An 18,451-nucleotide genomic window follows, 5' to 3' on the forward strand; every position below is an offset into this window, starting at 1 on the left:
GAAATTCCGTTTGATTTTTGTAAGTTTGTTTTATGGAAAAGACGGAAAGCGTTCAGGATTTTTATTATCATAAATTCAATCAACTACCCCATAATTTTCAGCCCAGCGTGGGTCACTTCAATGTCTTTCGGCTGGAAGATTGTTTTCGGCCTGAAAGTACGCCCATCCATTACAGTCGACGAGAGTTTTATAAAATTTTGCTGATTAGGGGTCGAAACCTGTATCATTATGCGGACAAGAGTATCGAAATTTCCGGTACGACCTTAATGTTTTTCAATCCCCAGGTGCCTTATACTTGGGAGGCTCTTTCCGAAGAGCGAACGGGTTATTTCTGTATTTTCACGGATTCCTTTTATACGGAAAGGTACCGAGGGAATATCGGTGAAATGCCGATGTTTACTCCCGCCGGAAAACCCGCTTACGTGCTTACTGAAGAACAGGATCGGCAGGTTTCTGCTTTATATGATAAGATGCTGGATGAAATGGCTGGTGATTACCAGTATAAATACGATCTCTTGCAGAGTTATACGATGGAGTTGATTCACACGGCTCTGAAGATGCAGCCAACGCAGACGATTTATAAGCATGCTGACGCGAACACGCGAATCACGACTGTTTTTACGGAGTTACTGGAACGCCAGTTCCCGATTGAAACACCCGTACAACGATTTACCATGCGTTCGGCCAGCGACTTTGCCGACCAGCTTTCCATGCACGTCAATCACCTGAACCGGGCCGTTCGGCAGACAACCGGCATGACCACTTCTTCCGTAATCGCTCAGCGAGTATTGAACGAAGCCAAAGCTTTACTCAAGCATACCGACTGGAATATTTCTGAAATCAGCTACAGTCTGGGTTTCGAAGAAGCAACGCATTTCAATAACTTTTTCAAGAAACACACCCAGCAAAGCCCAACCGTTTTTAGAACTGTTTGATTTTTGTAATCATTCGTTTGTTCTACGTAAAGTCCAGCCATTAGCCTGATTCTACCTTTGTGTCAACCAAAAAAGGTAGAAAAAGCTATGAAAAAAGTATGGTTTATTACCGGAGCATCCAAAGGCTTAGGGCTGGCTCTGGTTAAAAAATTACTGGCAGAAGGCCACTCGGTCGCTGCTACTTCCCGCTCGTTTGACAGCCTAGTGCAGGCGGTAGGAGCGTCTTCTTCTTCATTTTTACCCCTTCAGGTGGACCTTACCAGCGAAAGTTCGGTTCAGCAAGCCATTACGCAAACACACCAGACTTTTGGAAAACTCGACGTGATCCTTAATAATGCGGGTTATGGGATTGGTGGGAGCATTGAAGAGCTCAGCGATGCGGAGACACGGACGAGTTTTGATGTTAATGTTTTCGCTACGCTGAACGTCATTCGTAAGGCTATGCCCCTGCTGCGGGAGCAGCGTTCCGGTCACATCATTAATATTGCTTCCATTGCTGGCTTTTCGGCCAATACGGGTTGGGCTATTTATGCTGCCAGCAAGTTTGCGGTGGTTGGTTTTTCAGAAGTATTAGCCGAAGACGTTCGGGAGTTGGGTATCAAAGTAACCGTGCTGGAGCCGGGAGCGTTCCGCACCAGTTTTCTTACCGAAGAATCCCTGGTATTCGCCCAGGAGCAGATTGCTGATTATCAATCCATCCGGGATTCTCATGATAAATATCGCCACATGAACGGCACCCAAATAGGAGATCCTGATCGGGCCGCGGAGGTAATTCTTTCCCTGACTACGATGGAAAATCCGCCCGTTCGCCTTTTCATGGGAAGTGATGCCTACAAACGGGCTACGCAAAAAGTGAACCTGCTTCAACGGGAGTTAGAAGAGTTTAAAGCAATTTCTCATTCAACTGATTTTCAATAAATAAAATGAAAAATATATGGTTTGTGACGGGAGCCTCCAAGGGTTTAGGTCTCTCGCTGGTTAAAAAATTATTGGCTCAGGGATATGCTGTGGCTGCCACTTCGCGTAATAAAAAATCATTGCAGGAAGCAGTGAGTGAAACGGGCCAGTTTCTGGCTTTGGAAATGGATCTTTCGAGTGAAGCTTCCGTACAACAGGCGGTGAACCAGACGCTAGAGAAATTTGGTCGTATAGACGTAGTAGTGAATAATGCAGGCTACGGCCAAATCGGAAGTCTGGAAGAGTTAAGCGATACCGAGTCCAGAGACAATTTTGAGGTAAATGTCTTTGGTTTGCTGAATGTGATTCGGGCTACCATGCCCCAGTTACGAGCCCAGCAGTCGGGGCGTTACTATAATATTTCTTCCATTGGAGGTTTCTCAGGGGCTTTCCCCGGTTGGGGGATTTATTGTGCAACGAAGTTTGCCGTACAGGGGCTTTCCGAGTCTTTTGCGGCTGAATCTGAAGCTTTTGGTGTGAAGGTGACCATTGTTAGTCCCGGTTACTTCCGTACGGATTTCCTGACCGATAACTCCCTGGGCTTACCCAAACAGCCCATTGAAGCCTATCAGGCCGTTCGGACTTCACAGCAGATGCATCGCGAACAGATCAATCAAGCCCAGCCCGGTGATCCGGAAAAAGCGGTTCAGGTATTAATTGATTTATCTCAGGTAGAGAATCCTCCATTACACCTATTCTTAGGAGAAGATGCATACACGACCGCTGAGACTAAAATTCAGAACGTTCAAAAAGATATGGCAGACTGGAGAAGCGTAGCGACATCAACTGGATTTTAATGATATTAAATTAGATTTAAAAAGGTTATGCTTATTTCTAAGCATAACCTTTTTGCTTTACGATTGAAATAACTTTTAAAAATACTTTATGTAAATCATTTACAGTCAATTGGTTAATTCAAGTAATCCATTTTTTGAATGTATGGATTTGACCTACAAAGCCCACAAACGTCATTGGTAAAGAGGTTGAATATCATTAAGAAAATGGATCATTTTAATTCCATTTTAATCTGTATTCAAGATGGATTTTATGTGATGCGTCTACTTTTGAAGTACAAAGGGAGTAGAAGTAACAGTTAAGTTTCTGATTATCAGTATTATAGGTAATTGGTTAGAGGTCTGTTATTAGATAGGTTTTAAATTATCTTCTTTTTGTTACATAATGATTATAAATGCTTTTTAATCTCAGTCATTAACGGTTAGAAAAGTGTTTTCATAACGGGTGTCCTGCTTAATTCAGGTTCTTTTTAATCAACGATGAAGGTGCTAATTCGATTCTTGTTATCGCTAAGTTTTATCCTTCTAAATGGATACAGTTACTCCTATGCTTCGTCGTATGAGAACCCTATTCATTATTCCCCCGTCCAGATTAAAAAGTCAGTTAAAGAAGTTTCTGCAAACGAAGGATCCTTACTAATCAAAACCATTCCATTCACGGCTGAAGAAGCTACGGATTCAATTGAAACTGCTGAAAGGAAGGTTGAAGAAGAGGAGCTCAAATCCTTGGAGAAAAGCCTGGAAGTAAGCCAGTACTTCTCCAGTTTCTACGATGCCTTAACGTCCGTATATGATCATCGTTACGTTAACCATCCTTATTCTTTCTACACAACATCCTCAGGTACATCCGCTAATAAATACATCGTTCTGCGGGTGCTTCGCTTATGAATCAAGAAGTAGTCATTTGTGTTTAAATGGCTGATTATAAATAGATTAATCATTGATTTAAAGTCTGGCTGCCAATTTTAAGTGGGCCGGATCCCATTACCCTTTTCCTACTTATATCCATTTCGAAAACCGTATTGCTCCCTAAAAGCAAAACCGCTCCCGCTATGAAGAGAATTCTCATGCTGATGAGCTTGTCTGGCCTGTTCTACCTAACAAGCTGTGAATCAAAACACGAAGAAAAGGAAGAAGAGACCAAGTATCTGGTCACCAGTCCTGCTCAAATGGACACCTTAATTACACAGAATTATGTGTGTCAAATCCACTCCATTAGTCACATCGAATTAAGAGCTCAGGAGCGAGGTTACCTTCAGAACATTTACGTAGACGAGGGTAAGTTTGTGAAGAAAGGCCAGCTGTTGTTCCGTATCATGCCTAACATCTATCAGGCTGAAATGGAAAAAGCTCAGGCTGAGGCAAAAGCCGCTGAAATCGAAGTGGAAAATACCAGACCACTGGCGGAGAAAAACGTCGTTGCTAAAAACGAACTGGCAATGGCCAATGCCAAACTGGAAAAAGCCAAAGCCGAACTTTCCTTAGCTAAAGTACACCTTCAGTTTACCGAAATCCGGGCTCCTTTTGATGGCATTATCGACCGTTTTCAGGTTCGGTTAGGAAGCTTGGTGGACGAAGGTCAGTTATTAACCACTCTTTCTGATAACCGTCAGCTCTGGGTTTACTTCAACGTTCCTGAAGCTGAGTATCTGAACTTTAAGGCTCATAATCAAACAGATGATAAAATGAAAGTTCATCTGTTGATGGCTAATAACGAGCTTTTCCCACACGTAGGGGTGGTTGAAACCATTGAAGCGGACTTCAATAACGAAACGGGTAACATTGCTTTCCGGGCTACCTTCCCCAACCCTAAAGGTCTGTTACGTCACGGTGAGACGGGTAATATTCAAATGACCGTTCCCCTGAAAAACGCCCTTATTATTCCGCAGAAAGCCACCTTCGAGGTGCTTGAAAAACGCTACGTTTTCGTAGTTGGAAAAGATAATAAAGTACACACTCGGGAAATCAATATCGCCGCTGAAATGCCGGACTTATACGTCGTAAGAGACGGTTTGAAGGCGGACGAGAAAATTCTATTAGAAGGTATTCGGAAAGTGAAAGATGGTGACAAGATCACCTTCGATTACGAAGACCCCAAAGCGGTAATTCCGAAACTGAAAGTGTATTCCGAGTAGTACAAGCCTTTAAAAGAGCAAGAACATGTTTAAACAGTTCATTCATAGACCAGTACTTGCTATTGTTATATCGTTGGTAATCGTATTTACGGGTATCCTTGCGATCAATAGCTTGCCTATTTCCCAATTCCCTGAAATTTCACCGCCAATGGTTATCGTTCGGGCTTCTTATCCCGGAGCGAGTGCCAAAGTATTAACGGAATCCGTACTGATTCCAATGGAACAAGCCATTAACGGCGTTCCTGGTATGAAATACATGACTTCCGATGCCACCAGTGCGGGGGAAGCTAACATTCAGGTAGTTTTTAACTTAGGAACTAACCCTGACCAAGCGGTTTTGAACATCAACACCCGTATTGCTCAGGTTCTGAACCGTTTGCCGGTTCTGGTTCAACGGGAAGGGGTAATTGTAAACCGGATTGTTCCGAACATGTTGATGTACGTCAACTTGTACAGTAAAGATCCGCACGCCGACATGAAGTTCCTCTTCAACTTTGCCGGGGTGAACATGATTCCCGAATTACAACGTCTGAACGGGATCGGACAGGCGAGTATCCTCGGTAGCCGTCAGTACGCCATGCGTATCTGGCTGAAACCCGACCGGATGCGGGCCTATAATATTTCGGCTGAAGAAGTGATGGATGCTCTGGATGAGCAGAGTGTGATTGGATCACCCGGTCGTTTGGGCCGAAGTGATGGAAAGCGGGCCGAAGCACTCGAGTACGTATTGACCTATCAGGGTCGCTTTAACGAAGTAGAGCAATATAAGAACGTAATCGTACGGGCTAACCCTAACGGTGAAATTCTGTATCTGAAAGACGTAGCCAACGTAGAGTTAGGTAGTGAGTATTACGATATTTACTCGAACTTGAATGGCTATCCTTCCGCCGCTATCGTGCTCAAGCAGACCTACGGTAGTAATGCGAGTGATGTAATTAAGGAAGTAAAAGCTAAGCTGGACGAACTGAAAAAATCATCCTTCCCTCCCGGAATGGATTATAAAATCAGCTATGACGTATCTAACTTCCTGGATGCTTCCATTGAAAATGTAATCCATACCCTGCGGGATGCCTTTATTCTGGTAGCTCTCGTGGTATTCATCTTCCTTGGTGACTGGCGTTCAACGCTCATTCCAACCATTGCCGTTCCAGTATCGCTGGTTGGGGCCTTTATGTTCATGCAGCTCTTCGGGCTGACCATTAACATGATTACGCTTTTCGCCCTGGTATTAGCGATTGGTATCGTAGTCGATGATGCGATTGTGGTGGTGGAGGCCGTTCACGCCAAGATGGAGGAAGAGCACTTATCGCCCTATAAAGCGGTAAAAAAAGTACTTAACGAAATCAGCGGGGCCGTAATTGCCATTACCTTATTGATGACGGCGGTGTTTATTCCCGTAGCCTTCATGTCGGGTCCGGTGGGTATCTTCTACCGTCAGTTCTCGATTACCATGGCTACGTCTATCGTACTTTCTGGTCTGGTGGCTTTAACGCTGACGCCAGTGCTTTGTGCGATGATCCTGAAAAATAATCACGGTAAGCCTCGGAAGAAAACCATCCTTAATCGTGGTCTGGATGCTTTTAACCGTGGTTTCGATAAACTAACGGGTAAGTACACCGGTCTGCTTCGACTGATTGTCAATCGTCGGGTGATCACCTTCGGTATTTTGTTAGCTTTTGGTGCCGGTATTTTCGGTATCAGTACAACACTCCCTTCTGGCTTTATTCCGAGCGAAGATCAGGGGATGATTTATGCGATTATTCAAACGCCTCCGGGTTCTACGCTGGAACGGACGAATGACATTGGTCGCAAATTGCAGGCAATTGCCGAAAAAGTTGAAGGAATCGAATCGGTATCAGCACTGGCAGGTTATGAGGTATTAACGGAAGGTCGTGGTTCTAACGCCGGTACTTGTTTGATTAACCTTAAACCCTGGTCGGAACGTAAGCAGACGGTAAACGAGATCATTTACGAACTTGAAGAAAAAGCGAAGGTAATCCCTGGAGCGACCATCGAGTTCTTCGATCCCCCAGCCGTTCCTGGATACGGTGCTGCGGGTGGGTTCTCGCTGCAATTGTTAGATAAAACGAACTCTGGCGATTATCAGCAGCTTCAGAAAGTGAGTAACGACTTTATGGCGGAGCTGAAAAAACGTAAAGAACTGACGGGTCTGTTCACCTTCTTCAGTGCGAACTATCCCCAGTACGAACTGGAAATTGATAACAAACTAGCCATGCAGAAAGGCGTCTCGATTGGCAAAGCCATGAACACGCTGTCCATCCTGATTGGTAGTTCGTATGAATTAGGTTTCATCAAGTTCCAGCGTTTCTTCAAGGTGTTCGTGCAGGCTGGTCCAGAATATCGCCGCTTACCCGACGATCTGATGCAGCTCTACGTGAAAAACAACCGCGATGAAATGGTGCCTTTCTCGGCATTCATGAAGATCAAGAAAACTCAGGGAGCCAACGAGATTAACCGCTATAACATGTACACAACTGCGGCCTTCCGGGGTGCTCCAGCGAAGGGATATAGTAGTGGTGAGGCCATTAAAGTGATTCAGGAAGTAGCGGCAAAAACGCTGCCCCGGGGATTTGACATTGATTGGGCAGGTCTATCCAAAGATGAGGTGGTTCGTGGAAATGAAGCGGTAGTCATCTTCCTGATTGTATTAGCCTTCGTTTACATGGTATTGGCAGCTCAGTACGAAAGCTTTATCCTGCCGCTGGCCGTTATTTTCTCACTGCCCGCCGGGATTTTCGGATCCTTCCTGTTAATTAAAACGATGGGTCTGGCCAATGACATTTATGCTCAGGTAGGTTTGGTCATGCTGGTAGGTCTGTTAGGTAAGAACGCCGTGTTGATTGTAGAGTTCGCCGTCCAGCGACACGAGCAGGGGGTAAGCGTTTTTGAAGCCGCCATTGAAGGAGCAAAAGAACGTTTCCGCCCCATTTTGATGACCTCTTTCGCGTTCATCGCTGGTCTGATCCCTCTGGTTATCGCTACCGGTCCTGGTGCCATCGGTAACCGTACGATTGGTTCTTCAGCTCTGGGAGGTATGCTTTTCGGGACCGTATTCGGAGTAATCATTGTGCCCGGCTTGTATTACATCTTCGGCAGTATTGCCGCTAAGCGTAAACTCATCAAGCATGAAGACGAAAATCCCCTCACTGAAGAAATTGAACATCATGGTTAAAAATAGAATTGTTCAGTACGTAGGGATTACGCTGTTCACCTTACTGTACACAACGGCCTGTAAAGTACCTTCGCTGGTACCAAAAACCGAGAATAGAAAAACCCCTGCGAGTTATAACAACTCGCAGGACAGTACCAACACTGCTCAGTTGAAGTGGAAGGAATTCTATAACGATCCTTACCTGACGGCCCTGATTGACACCGCCCTGCATAATAACCAGGAGTTAAATATGGTGTTGCAGGAGATTGAAATTTCCCGGAACGAAATCAGAGTCAGAAGAGGGGAGTACTTACCTTTCGTTGGCTTGAAAGCCGGAGTGGGTGTGGATAAAGTGGCCCGTTATACCAACATCGGAGCAATGGAAGCGACTACGGAAATGAAGCCCGGTCGTGCCATGCCTGATCCGGTGCCTGACTTCCTGGGAGGAGCGTATGCTCGCTGGGAAATTGACATCTGGAATAAGCTGCATAATGCTCAAAAAGCCGCAGTGAATCGGTATCTGGCGACGGTTGAAGGTAAAAACTTCGTCATTACTTCCCTGGTTGCTGAAATTGCCAACTCCTATTTTGAGTTGCTGGCTCTCGATAACCAGTTAGCGATCCTGAAGCAGAACATCGACATTCAGACCAACGCTCTGGAAATTGTTCGCTTGCAGAAGCAGGCCACGCGGGTAACGGAATTAGCCGTTCGTCGATTTGAAGCTCAGGTATTAAATACACGCAGTTTGCAGTATAAAATTCAGCAACAAATCACTGAAACAGAAAACCGGATTAACTTCCTGCTGGCTCGTTATCCTCAGCCAATTCCCCGTAACGATGATAGCTTCAATCGCTTAACCCCTCAAGCCATTCAGGCGGGTTTGCCTTCGCAGTTATTAGCCAATCGCCCCGACATCAAACGGGCGGAACAGGAACTGGCGGCAGCCAAACTGGATGTACAGGTAGCGAAAGCTCAGTTTTATCCCTCGTTGGGAATCAGTGCGGCTTTGGGTTACCGGGCATTTAATCCGGCCTATCTGATTAAAACGCCCGAGTCAATTCTGTATTCGCTGGCGGGTGAATTGGTAGGGCCATTGGTAAACCGGAATGCGATCAAAGCAACCTACGCCAATGCGAACGCAAAACAGATTCAGGCCGTTTATAACTACGAGAAAACCATTTTGAACGCCTACTTTGAAGTAGCCAATCAGATGGCAAAAATCGGTAACCTGGAGCAGAGTTACAGTTTGCAGGAAAGAGAAGTGGAAGCTCTGACGCAGTCAACGGCCATTTCCAATGATCTGTTTCAGGCCGCTCGTGCCGATTACATGGAGGTGTTATTAACCCAACGTGATGCCCTGGAATCGAAGTTTGAATTGATTGAAACCAAAAAGCAGCAACTGAACGCCATGGTAAATATTTACCAGGCTCTAGGCGGTGGCTGGAATTAGGTTTGTTTAGAAATAGTTTCCCAAATGCCCTGCTGAGAAGCAGGGCATTTTTTGTTTATAATCAAAACAACAGCTTTCTGTCGTGACTCAGTAATGCTACCTGAGATCGCCTCAGCGATGCATAACTGCCAATTATTCCAGTCCAACCTATTACAGGGAAGGAAGGGTTATCTTTGAGTGATCAACATAACGCATTACTCGTGAAGTTACTTTGTTTATTACCCCTTGCCTTCCTAGCAGCCTTAGTGGCCTGCACGCCGACGAAAGAAGAAGTCTGTTCAAAGATTGATGAAGCCGTTCGGGCCAACATGGAGGACATCGCCGAAACCTATCAGCTTTCCCTGGCTATTTTTGATATCAAGACCGTCGCTTTCGATACGATCAATGAAAACCAACTCGACCGCATGCGATTGGCTACGAATGAAGGATATACTAAGGTATTCTGGAATAAATATCAGGATCAAAAAGAGAGGATCGAAGAAAAGCTTAATGAAGTAGAAGCTGATCAGAAAAGGGGTGTACAGCCTACGGCTGCTCATAAAATGGAGATGGAAGACGCGGCCAAGCGAATGATTATTCTTTACGACTCTCTGAAACATTACCTGACGATAGATTCCACCCTACAGGCCCGCATTAAAACGCGTCAGGACACCAGCAAAACGTATTTGTATAGCAGAACCTACAACAAGTATAGGCTCGGAGGAAAGTTAACTACGGATACGAGTCGGTATGTGATTGATGAAAAATATAAAGTGGTTCGGTTGATGAATTAAAAAAGAGGAGTGAGTTTAAAGGAAACTAAAATATAGAAGGCAAAAGGATGCCTGAATAGGTATGGTTAACTAATTCAAAAAGATCTGGTAAGCGATATGCCCACATGTAAAGGTTGAAGAAATGTAAGCTGTTGCGATTGTTGGGTAGCATCAATTTTAGTAAACTGAATTTTTTTTACGTTTGTTAGATTATTCGCAAACGTTTCGATATTCCATTTTTTCAAGTAGTTAGGCATCCAGTTGATTCTAAAATCAACCATACTTATCATGGTAGTATGTGGGCTGTTCTTCCAACTTACTTGCGTTAGCTGAGTATATACTTTAATATTTCTATCAGGTTGGTAGATTAGTTTAAATGTAAAAGGCATACTCCAATTAGTTAAAGGCTGCTTCAGCCCCGTAATTATATACTGGTTTCTAGTAGCGGATATACTGAAGTTAAAAGACTGCTGCCAATTTGATTCCAGCTGAATCTGTGGAGAAATAGAATGAATGTGCCTTAAGCTAGTAGATTCACTATTAATAGCGAAGTAAGATAGGTAATAATTTCAAGAGAGACAGTTACAGCGTCCCCCCAGACACATACACAGACTCTACCATCCACTGCTGAGCGGTTAGCCCGTAATGCATGCATTCAAACATGGCGGCAATCGCTTGTTTTCCTAGTTTGCGACCACTGGTTTCTACGTAGGAAACTTCGGGATAATAATTCTGAGGAATGGTGCCGTCGCTGATCGCAATGATGCCTACCTGAGTTGGAACCTGAATGCCTGATTGCTGAACCGCTTTTAACACACCCAGAAGAATTTCATCGCTCATGGAAAAAATGGTATCAAAGGAAGCGTCCGAGGTAAGCATCTGATACGTTTGTTGATAGGCGTGCGTCTGACTGGTGACTTCAAGAGCCTTATACGCTACGCCTTGGCTTTCCAGCTCATCGAGGAAAGCCTGCCGACGAATCATGGAAATGGACATGTTATGATGACCAAACAAAGCCAATACTCGCTGTTTTTTCTGGGCAATGAGTGCCTGAGCCGCCAGACGAGCCGCCTGTTCATCGGCCAGGCATACCTTAAGACAAGGTTCCCAGGTAGGAACCTTGTCGAAAAACAGAACCGGAATGGAATGTTCAGCTAGCTTGAGAAAGGCACTAATGTCTTTGGTTTCGGACGTCAGAGAAGCGAAGATTCCAGCTACTCGATTTTCCTTGCATACCTTCAGATTAAATAACTCCATAACCGGATCGTCCCCGGACTGCAAAATCAGCAGCGAGTATCCCTGCTTTTTCACTTCTTCTTCCAGAGAAGCCAGAAAGAAGTTATAAAAATAGCTGGATATGGAAGGAACTATCACCCCAAAGAGCTTGCTCTGATTGGTCCTTAAGTTGACGGCATAGGTATTGGGTTCGTAGTCGAGTTCGGCTGATAATTCCCACACTTTCTTTTTAGTGGCTTCAGAAATATCCGGATGGTTTTTAAGTGCTCGGGATACGGTACTGATACTCAGGCCTAAAAGTTCAGAAAGTTTTCGTAGTGTGGTAGGTTCAGCTTTCATGAGGATTGTATCTACAATTTACGCTACTCGTCAGTAGGTATAAATCGTTTCGAGCGGAAAGAAATTTATTTTGTAAAATAGTGCAAAATAAATAAAATTTAGCACGATACAATCACACTCTACTTAGAGTATTCCTCTCAATCGCTGGGAGGCAGTATCAATACCCTGCTGAACGCATATGGCCAGAGGACTATTTCGTAGATACGCCTTAACGAAGCCCGCCCAGAACGCATCGCCCGCCCCCGTAGCATCTTTAATGTCGGAAATAGCTTGAGCAGGTAAGTATTGCCAGTCTTCCTGAGCGTGTTTGTACCACACTCCATCCCCGCCGCAGGTAAGACATACTACGTTGGACTGGAGATTGGACAAGTATACTTTCGCCTGCACAATGCTCATGGGCTCGCCCGTCATTCGGCTTACATCGTCGAGACTGAATTTGAACAAAGGTTTAAACATTTGTAGCTTCTCCAAGGTCTGGCGGGCCTCCTCAGGATTCGCCCAGATTTTTTCGGAGTAATTCCAGTCAATCGATACCGGAATGCCTCGCTGAGCGGCTTTGTCGAAAGCCTGTAAAATGGTGTCACGGGCGGGTTGCTGGCTCAGGGCAAAGGCAGAGGTATGCAGTAGGCCTGCTGGCTCAATCAAATCGTCGGTAATGGGAGCAATCTGAGCATCGGCACCCCGATACGGTATAAAATCGGGCGTACCCTTTGTGCGACCTACAACGATGAGTGACGTGGCGTGCTGAGCCACCGTCGCTACATATGAGGTATCGAGGCCAATGCTTTGTAAATGATCGATCAGTTGACGGCCCAGTCCATCTTGACCCACTGCAGCAACCAGTCGCGTTGGAACCTGATAAGTATGAAGGAATCGGCAAAAGTTTGCAGCACTTCCGCCAGGATGAAGGCTAAGGGAGGCCGCCTGTCCCAAATGATCTACATATTCACAGCTAATGGCGTCTATTAGTAATTCCCCTATAACAAGGACGTAAGATTGCATGAGTTAGTGGATTAGATAAGCGAAAAAGAAAATCCAGATAAGCTTAGTTCGGCAATTACGGCTCCGGCGGCACTCCAGGTACAGAGCGGAACGCCAATGGGATCCTTGCTTAACCCGTGTAGATTTTCGTAAAAACCGAAGGAAGCGGCGGAGGTATGTTTGTGATTGGCTCGGTGGATGTATTCGGTTACCTGCTGGGCCAATTCTACTTCCTGACAGGCCATGAGTCCAGCAACGAGGAAGCCGTTCCAGACGGGCCATAACCCCCCGTTGTGAAATTCATGGGGAAAATTCCTGAACCCATAGGCGTGATTATGCCGGAGTTCCTCCATGAAAAAAGTATCTTCTTCAATGGCCGGAGAAAAGGAAGCTAACAAATCCTGCTGGGACTGCAAAGATGCCCGGATGAAGTTGATCAGGGTCACCTTTTGATCCGGCGTACCCAGTCCCAAAAGCAGAGCCAGAGCGTTAGCCTGTAGATCGAACTGCGGATAGATTCGGGCGGGATTGAACCCCAACAACCAGTATGGTTTCTGCACTAACGGCATTTGGTGCACCATATTGGCGGCATATAATCCGGTAGTTCGCTCACTGTACCAGAAATTGACTTGCAGAAGTGAGCGAATCTGCTGAGCTTTTTCACGATAAGCCTGATCATGGTAATAGGCTGCCGCCAGCTCCAGTGCCCAGAGTCTAAGCAACTGGTCGTATAAAATGTAGCCGTGTTGAATGTATTCGTCGGCCCAGTCGCCACTTTGGGGGACGTAGATCAGACCTTTTCCGTTGAATTCCCAGGTTTCCAGTACTGACAAACACTTTTGCACCTGGGGCTGGTATTGGTCGGCCAGGGTCGTATCCCCCGTATGAAGCGTATAGAATAGCAGGCCAATCACCGCCCAGGAAGGATTGTCGGCCCGGCCAACGGTACCGCCGTAGCTAACAGCGTTTGTACCGGGCGTAACGTTGCTGGGCATAAACCCCACCGGATGCTGATGATCGAACAAGGTCTGAAGGGTCGCCTTTGCCGTTTGGATCAGGGCAGGGTCCTGACTGGCCAGGGCGGCCAGACTCGTGATGACGCCGTCGCGGGTCCAGACGCGTTTGTAGTTGTCGTGTTCATGAACGGCAGCGGTAAATCCCGTTGGGGTTGCCGCTTGTTGCAACAAATGCAGACTTCGTTCGTAATCAGAAATAGATAGCATGAAAGCAATTAATTAGCGTGAAGCATACGCCAGTTCTGGCTGGCGGGTGCGGCCCATTTTCAGCGTGAGGGTCAATGCCGCCGCTATTGTAATCAGTACGCCCGCAAAGTAGATGGCATATACAGGATTACCCTGGAGCACATACCGATAGATGTAGCGAAACGTCAGAGTTTCCAGCATCATTGGCATCACAATGAACATATTGAGGATACCCATATAAATGCCCGTCTTTTCTTCGGGAATGCTTCCGGCTAGAATGACGTACGGCGTTCCCATCATACTGGCCCAGCCAATTCCGAAACCAATCATCGGCAGAAAGAGCAGAGAGGTATTGGAAATCAGTGGTAGTACCAGCAAGCCAACTCCTGCCAGCAGCAAACTCAACGTGTGGATACCCACTGGACTGAATTTCTTGGCTAGCCAGCCCAGCAGGAAAGCCGTACAAAACGTCACAATGTTATAGGTGGCATTGACCTTCCCCGTTAGTAGCTGAGCCGAGCTAAAAGCCAGTGAGTTAGGGTCCTGGGTATTGAAAATGGTTTTGGCCAGACACAACGTGATGAATTGCCAGTAAACAAACATGGCGTACCAGTTGAAAAGATAGACCACCCCCAATCGCCGCATCAGCGGAGGCATGTCCTGAAAGGCCTGAGCAATGTCCCGAAAAATATAACCGATGCCGTGATGAGTTTCTTGTTTAATCTGTTGAATCTGCTGCTCGGTTAAGGGGTACTCTTTCGTGGTAAAAATTGTGTAAAGGACCGAAGTAAGGGAGGCCACGGCCCCAATGAGAAAGGCCGCGTACGTAGTGTAGGTAATGTGATTGCTGCTGCGACTATTTTCAAGAATCAGTCCCGAAGCGACCAGCAAACTGGGCGTCAGGTTGGCCAGAGTAATGCCCAGGCCGGTAAAAAAGCTTTGGGTTAAAAAACCCGTAGCGTGTTGGGAGGGTGGAAGTTTATCACTGACGAAAGCCCGGTACGGTTCCATTGTAATGTTATTAGCCGCATCCAGAATCCACAGTAAACCCGCTGCCATCCATAGTGTTCGGCTGAAAGGCATCAGGAGTAAGCAGATGCTACAAAAAATAGCCCCGATCATGAAGTAAGGAACCCGTCGGCCAAAGCGGCTGATGGTTTTATCGCTCATGGCTCCTACAATGGGCTGGATGATCAACCCCGTCATGGGACCAGCCAGATTTAACAGGGGAATATCATCCGGATTGGCTCCCAGGTAGGAATACAGCGGTGTCATGTTGGTTTGCTGTAATCCAAAACTGTATTGAATGCCGAAAAAGCCCACATTCATATTGATGATGGACCTGAAACTGAGCGGTGGCTTAATGAATGCCATACGTGCTGGAAGGCAAGGGGGGTGAAATGGAGAAAAAAACGGGCGGAGGACGTTCCCCCCGCCCGGTAAATACTCAGAAAGTTAATAATAAACTGGCTGAGATGGTACGACCCGTGATGGATCGTGCCCGAACAATATTGGTAGCGTTATCCGTAATGGAGCTATCTTCGGCCTCCGTCAGCCCCAGGGTATTGGTAATATTGTTACCACTGATGGTTCCCGTGAGGAAAGAGCTGAATCGGTAGTTGATGTACGGATTGAAAATAACGTATCCTTTCATCTTCAACTGATTGACATCCTGCGTATACGAACCTGCCGTTCCAATCGTACTTACACCGATGGACAGGGGACCCGCCGTATAGCTGGGCAGAAGGGTAAAGATAAAGGGAGACTGGCGGCGGGGGAAGTTACCCTGATTAGCACCCTGCGTAATTTTAGCGTCGGTCAGTGTAGCACTGGCATTGATCGTGAAGGCTTTGGACAGCTTCACAATGGTTTCAATCTCCAGACCAAACGAGCGGTAGTGGTTGGCTATCACTCGCTGAGTAGTGGCTTCAAAGCCCCCCTGCTCGTTCACGCGAGAGTAAAAAGCGGTCACGAATAATCCTCCGAAGCCCAGATTTCCTTTATAGCCAAGTTCTGCCTGATCAATCTGATCTTTCACGCCACGGATGCTTCCGTCAGCCAAAACGTTACTAGTGAAAAGAATCCGGTCAGCTTTCGTAGTGGCACCGCTGCTGTAACGGGCAAACACCGACTGATTTTCCTGAAGTTTGTAATTGGCTCCCAGCGAGAATGAACCGTAATTGTACTTATAGTTGACGGGTTTAGTGCTAGCGTAGTCAATAGAGGCCACTTTTTCTTCTGAGGCAAGAATGACACCGTCATTGTTCATATCCTTACGTACCGTAGTTCCCCCGCTATAGGTACCGTTAACCTGACCAAAGTCCCAGCGTACACTGGCATCAACGTTGAGGGATGGCGTAACTTCCCAGGAGCCACTTACGTAAGGAGCGGACATATTGTAAGCTGTGTTATAGTCCCGTTGCAGATTTCCCCACAAGGGTACACCCATAAGCAAACTGGCCGTTTTGCGTAAGTCGCGTGCCACTGGCATTCGTAATATCCAGGGGCCGCAGTCCCTTGCCTGACAGGGTAGTCAGGTAAGAATTCCACAGCCAGGACATGGCAATATTCTGGTATGCTTTATAGAAACCAAACGTTACGGAACCTGCTCCAAAATCTTTCTTTAACTTGAAGTCGTTAACGAAATTATTAAGGTTGTTCAGCTCCACATCGAACATGTGAATAATCATGGCCCGGCTACCCGTAAAAGCAGCTCCTGTGATGGCGTCAGTCAGTCGTGCATTGTTCAGATTCCAGCCCTGAGCACCTGCAATTGCACTCAGCATAGATGATGTACTACCCGCTGTGCCCGGAAAAGGAGAGATGAAACGGCCACTATTGAGTGAATAACGAGCCCGGCTCTCGATGGACCAGTTTTCGCCCAAATCAAAGCTAAACTCTGCACCAACCGAAGAAGAGACGGGATGCATTCCATCGGCTACGTTAGCCTGACGTAATTCGCCGTTTACGCCCAAACCCAAATCATGCAGTAGGTAAGGACTCTGTAAGGATCCGTGCTTGGGATCAAATCCCTCTAAGGCGGAATAGGTAGGATGGCTATTCGTTCCAGTTACCTGGATGGGCATGGGCATGTACGAAGCAGCCCGGTCATTAAGGTACTTAGCGTACAGACGAACATATCCATTCGAGAAATTTTTCGTCAGGTTCATTTTAAGCTGACCGCCGTTGTTGGCAGTAAAACCAGCCGTCCGAGGTCCTTGGCCGAGTCGGTAGAAGCCACCTACGTTGAAGTGAAAACCATTGCCGATAGGAGATCCATAATTAAAATCCGTACGGAAATTACCATAATCAAGACCTGCACTCATGCCGATGCTTCCTTCCTGCTTCTGACCCGTTTTACTGATAAAGTTGATGATACCAGCGGGTGAGTTTGTTCCCAGTGTAGAAGCGGAACCGCCGCGAATAGCTTCCACCCGAGCCAGCGTCTGATCCGCTCGCAGGAAGATGTCGGAAGTAGCAAAGGCAATATCTCCGAACTGCAATACGGGCAAACCATCTTCCTGAAGTTGCAGGTATTTCGAACCCCCTGAAGAAATGGGGACACCCCGAACAGTTATGTTGGTGTTACCTTCACCTCCTGAGGCTTCAGCTTTAATACCGGGAATGGTACGAAAGATTTCAGCCGTAGTACGAGGCGATGACTTCTGGATATCGTCCACTTTAATCGTACTGATCGAGACACTGGAGGTCAGCTTGGAAACGGGATTCGCTACACCAGTAACTACTACAGCGGATAATTCGAGTGGATCATCCTTAAGAACAACGACCAAGTTAGGAGCCGTTCCCGAACTTAAATCAACTACTCGTTCCGTAGCGGTATACCCCGAATAGGAAAACTTAAGCCTGACATCCTTAGCGGCAGGAAGACCTTCCAGAGTAAAGTTTCCGTCCTGGTCAGTAATAAAATATTTATTGTCAGGTAACAAGACAATAGAGGCACCAATGAGGGGTTCATTTTTAGTGCCCAGTACCCGCCCTTTCAGAGTGGCAACAACTGATTGTGCGAAACTGGTATATCCCCCGAGGAGCAGTAGAGTAAATAATAATTTTTTCATTTTTTATTTCATTTGCCTAAGGAGAGCAAATAGAATAAAAAGAAAAATATAATTAAAACACGTTTTTGTTAAACTTTTCTGCAAACGTTTGCGAAATCATTTCCGCAAACGTTTGCAGTCTGAAATTTTTTTTATTGCATTTAAAAAAGATGAATTAGACTTGAAGTGAGAAAACAGGAAGGATAGTCTTCGCTTACCTTTATTGATAAAGAACAAGATTTTTTGGTCTGTCAGTACAATGAAATAGGCCGTAAGAACTATGGTTTTTTCGGAAGGATGAAAGATGTAACCAACTCCGAAGCAGACCTTACAGAATCGACATTCATTTTGTGTAAGTTCAGGATTCGCTTCAGAAAGGAATAGAATCTGGGCTCAGCATTCCAGTTTTATTAGCTATTCCTGGCAACTTTCTGCGAAGAGTA

General features: G+C 46.0%; 14 protein-coding genes. 8 read left to right on the top strand and 6 right to left on the bottom strand.

Annotated features, from left to right (window positions below; all coding sequences use genetic code 11):
* Window positions 1-32 precede the first annotated feature (32 nt).
* From QE390_RS10465 to QE390_RS10500, 8 genes are all read left to right on the top strand, one after another.
* Complete coding sequence (locus QE390_RS10465; protein WP_106635085.1) at window positions 33-935, top strand: AraC family transcriptional regulator; 903 nt, start codon at window positions 33-35, stop codon at window positions 933-935.
* An 87-nt stretch (window positions 936-1,022) separates the two neighbouring features.
* Window positions 1,023-1,853 (top strand): SDR family NAD(P)-dependent oxidoreductase, encoded by an 831-nt coding sequence (locus QE390_RS10470; RefSeq protein ID WP_307142094.1) that lies wholly within the window; start codon window positions 1,023-1,025, stop codon window positions 1,851-1,853.
* Window positions 1,854-1,858: 5 nt separating this feature from the next.
* Window positions 1,859-2,689, top strand: a complete 831-nt coding sequence (locus tag QE390_RS10475) for an SDR family oxidoreductase (RefSeq protein WP_307142095.1) — start codon at window positions 1,859-1,861, stop codon at window positions 2,687-2,689.
* A gap of 483 nt (window positions 2,690-3,172) precedes the next feature.
* Window positions 3,173-3,574: a hypothetical protein gene (locus tag QE390_RS10480; protein WP_307142096.1), complete on the top strand. Its 402-nt coding sequence runs from the start codon at window positions 3,173-3,175 to the stop codon at window positions 3,572-3,574.
* A 164-nt stretch (window positions 3,575-3,738) separates the two neighbouring features.
* Complete coding sequence (locus QE390_RS10485; protein ID WP_106635088.1) at window positions 3,739-4,821, top strand: efflux RND transporter periplasmic adaptor subunit; 1,083 nt, start codon at window positions 3,739-3,741, stop codon at window positions 4,819-4,821.
* A gap of 25 nt (window positions 4,822-4,846) precedes the next feature.
* Window positions 4,847-8,014 carry an efflux RND transporter permease subunit gene (locus tag QE390_RS10490; RefSeq protein WP_106635089.1) on the top strand — a complete coding sequence of 1,056 codons (3,168 nt, stop codon included), beginning with the start codon at window positions 4,847-4,849 and terminating at the stop codon, window positions 8,012-8,014.
* Entirely contained in the window at window positions 8,007-9,443 is a 1,437-nt protein-coding gene (locus QE390_RS10495; RefSeq protein ID WP_106635346.1) for a TolC family protein, read from the top strand. Before QE390_RS10490 ends, QE390_RS10495 begins: the two co-directional genes overlap by 8 nt.
* 200 nt (window positions 9,444-9,643) lie before the next feature.
* Window positions 9,644-10,216 carry a hypothetical protein gene (locus QE390_RS10500; RefSeq protein WP_307142097.1) on the top strand — a complete coding sequence of 191 codons (573 nt, stop codon included), beginning with the start codon at window positions 9,644-9,646 and terminating at the stop codon, window positions 10,214-10,216.
* A 561-nt stretch (window positions 10,217-10,777) separates the two neighbouring features.
* On the opposite strand, the gene QE390_RS10505 is transcribed toward QE390_RS10500, so the two are convergent.
* The 6 genes from QE390_RS10505 to QE390_RS10530 form a co-directional block, all read right to left on the bottom strand.
* Window positions 10,778-11,770, bottom strand: coding sequence for a LacI family DNA-binding transcriptional regulator (locus QE390_RS10505; RefSeq protein WP_307142098.1), 993 nt, complete (start codon window positions 11,768-11,770; stop codon window positions 10,778-10,780).
* A 123-nt stretch (window positions 11,771-11,893) separates the two neighbouring features.
* Window positions 11,894-12,772, bottom strand: a complete 879-nt coding sequence (locus QE390_RS10510) for a carbohydrate kinase family protein (protein WP_307142099.1) — start codon at window positions 12,770-12,772, stop codon at window positions 11,894-11,896.
* 11 nt (window positions 12,773-12,783) lie between these two features.
* Window positions 12,784-13,974, bottom strand: coding sequence for an amylo-alpha-1,6-glucosidase (locus tag QE390_RS10515; RefSeq protein ID WP_307142100.1), 1,191 nt, complete (start codon window positions 13,972-13,974; stop codon window positions 12,784-12,786).
* Window positions 13,975-13,986: 12 nt separating this feature from the next.
* The gene (locus tag QE390_RS10520; RefSeq protein WP_307142101.1) at window positions 13,987-15,327 is read right to left on the bottom strand and encodes an MFS transporter; all 1,341 of its coding nucleotides are present in this window, start codon (window positions 15,325-15,327) and stop codon (window positions 13,987-13,989) included.
* 73 nt (window positions 15,328-15,400) lie between these two features.
* Window positions 15,401-16,402: a TonB-dependent receptor domain-containing protein gene (locus tag QE390_RS10525; RefSeq protein WP_307142102.1), complete on the bottom strand. Its 1,002-nt coding sequence runs from the start codon at window positions 16,400-16,402 to the stop codon at window positions 15,401-15,403.
* Window positions 16,362-18,029: a carboxypeptidase-like regulatory domain-containing protein gene (locus tag QE390_RS10530; protein WP_307142103.1), complete on the bottom strand. Its 1,668-nt coding sequence runs from the start codon at window positions 18,027-18,029 to the stop codon at window positions 16,362-16,364. The genes QE390_RS10525 and QE390_RS10530 overlap by 41 nt, the downstream gene beginning before the upstream one ends.
* Window positions 18,030-18,451: the final 422 nt, after the last annotated feature.

Origin of the sequence: Siphonobacter sp. SORGH_AS_1065, from assembly GCF_030818595.1 — a bacterium.
Taxonomy (GTDB): Bacteria; Bacteroidota; Bacteroidia; order Cytophagales; family Spirosomataceae; genus Siphonobacter.

What these genes read in the sequence shown, in the direction of transcription:
- QE390_RS10490 (WP_106635089.1), top strand. Translation starts at nt 4,847, where the DNA reads ATGTTTAAACAGTTCATTCATAGACCAGTACTTGCTATTGTTATATCG.
- QE390_RS10505 (WP_307142098.1), bottom strand. Translation starts at nt 11,770, where the DNA reads ATGAAAGCTGAACCTACCACACTACGAAAACTTTCTGAACTTTTAGGC.
- QE390_RS10475 (WP_307142095.1), top strand. Translation starts at nt 1,859, where the DNA reads ATGAAAAATATATGGTTTGTGACGGGAGCCTCCAAGGGTTTAGGTCTC.
- QE390_RS10530 (WP_307142103.1), bottom strand. Translation starts at nt 18,029, where the DNA reads ATGAAAAAATTATTATTTACTCTACTGCTCCTCGGGGGATATACCAGT.
- QE390_RS10520 (WP_307142101.1), bottom strand. Translation starts at nt 15,327, where the DNA reads ATGGCATTCATTAAGCCACCGCTCAGTTTCAGGTCCATCATCAATATG.
- QE390_RS10465 (WP_106635085.1), top strand. Translation starts at nt 33, where the DNA reads ATGGAAAAGACGGAAAGCGTTCAGGATTTTTATTATCATAAATTCAAT.
- QE390_RS10495 (WP_106635346.1), top strand. Translation starts at nt 8,007, where the DNA reads ATGGTTAAAAATAGAATTGTTCAGTACGTAGGGATTACGCTGTTCACC.
- QE390_RS10510 (WP_307142099.1), bottom strand. Translation starts at nt 12,772, where the DNA reads ATGCAATCTTACGTCCTTGTTATAGGGGAATTACTAATAGACGCCATT.
- QE390_RS10485 (WP_106635088.1), top strand. Translation starts at nt 3,739, where the DNA reads ATGAAGAGAATTCTCATGCTGATGAGCTTGTCTGGCCTGTTCTACCTA.
- QE390_RS10470 (WP_307142094.1), top strand. Translation starts at nt 1,023, where the DNA reads ATGAAAAAAGTATGGTTTATTACCGGAGCATCCAAAGGCTTAGGGCTG.
- QE390_RS10515 (WP_307142100.1), bottom strand. Translation starts at nt 13,974, where the DNA reads ATGCTATCTATTTCTGATTACGAACGAAGTCTGCATTTGTTGCAACAA.
- QE390_RS10525 (WP_307142102.1), bottom strand. Translation starts at nt 16,402, where the DNA reads ATGGGTGTACCCTTGTGGGGAAATCTGCAACGGGACTATAACACAGCT.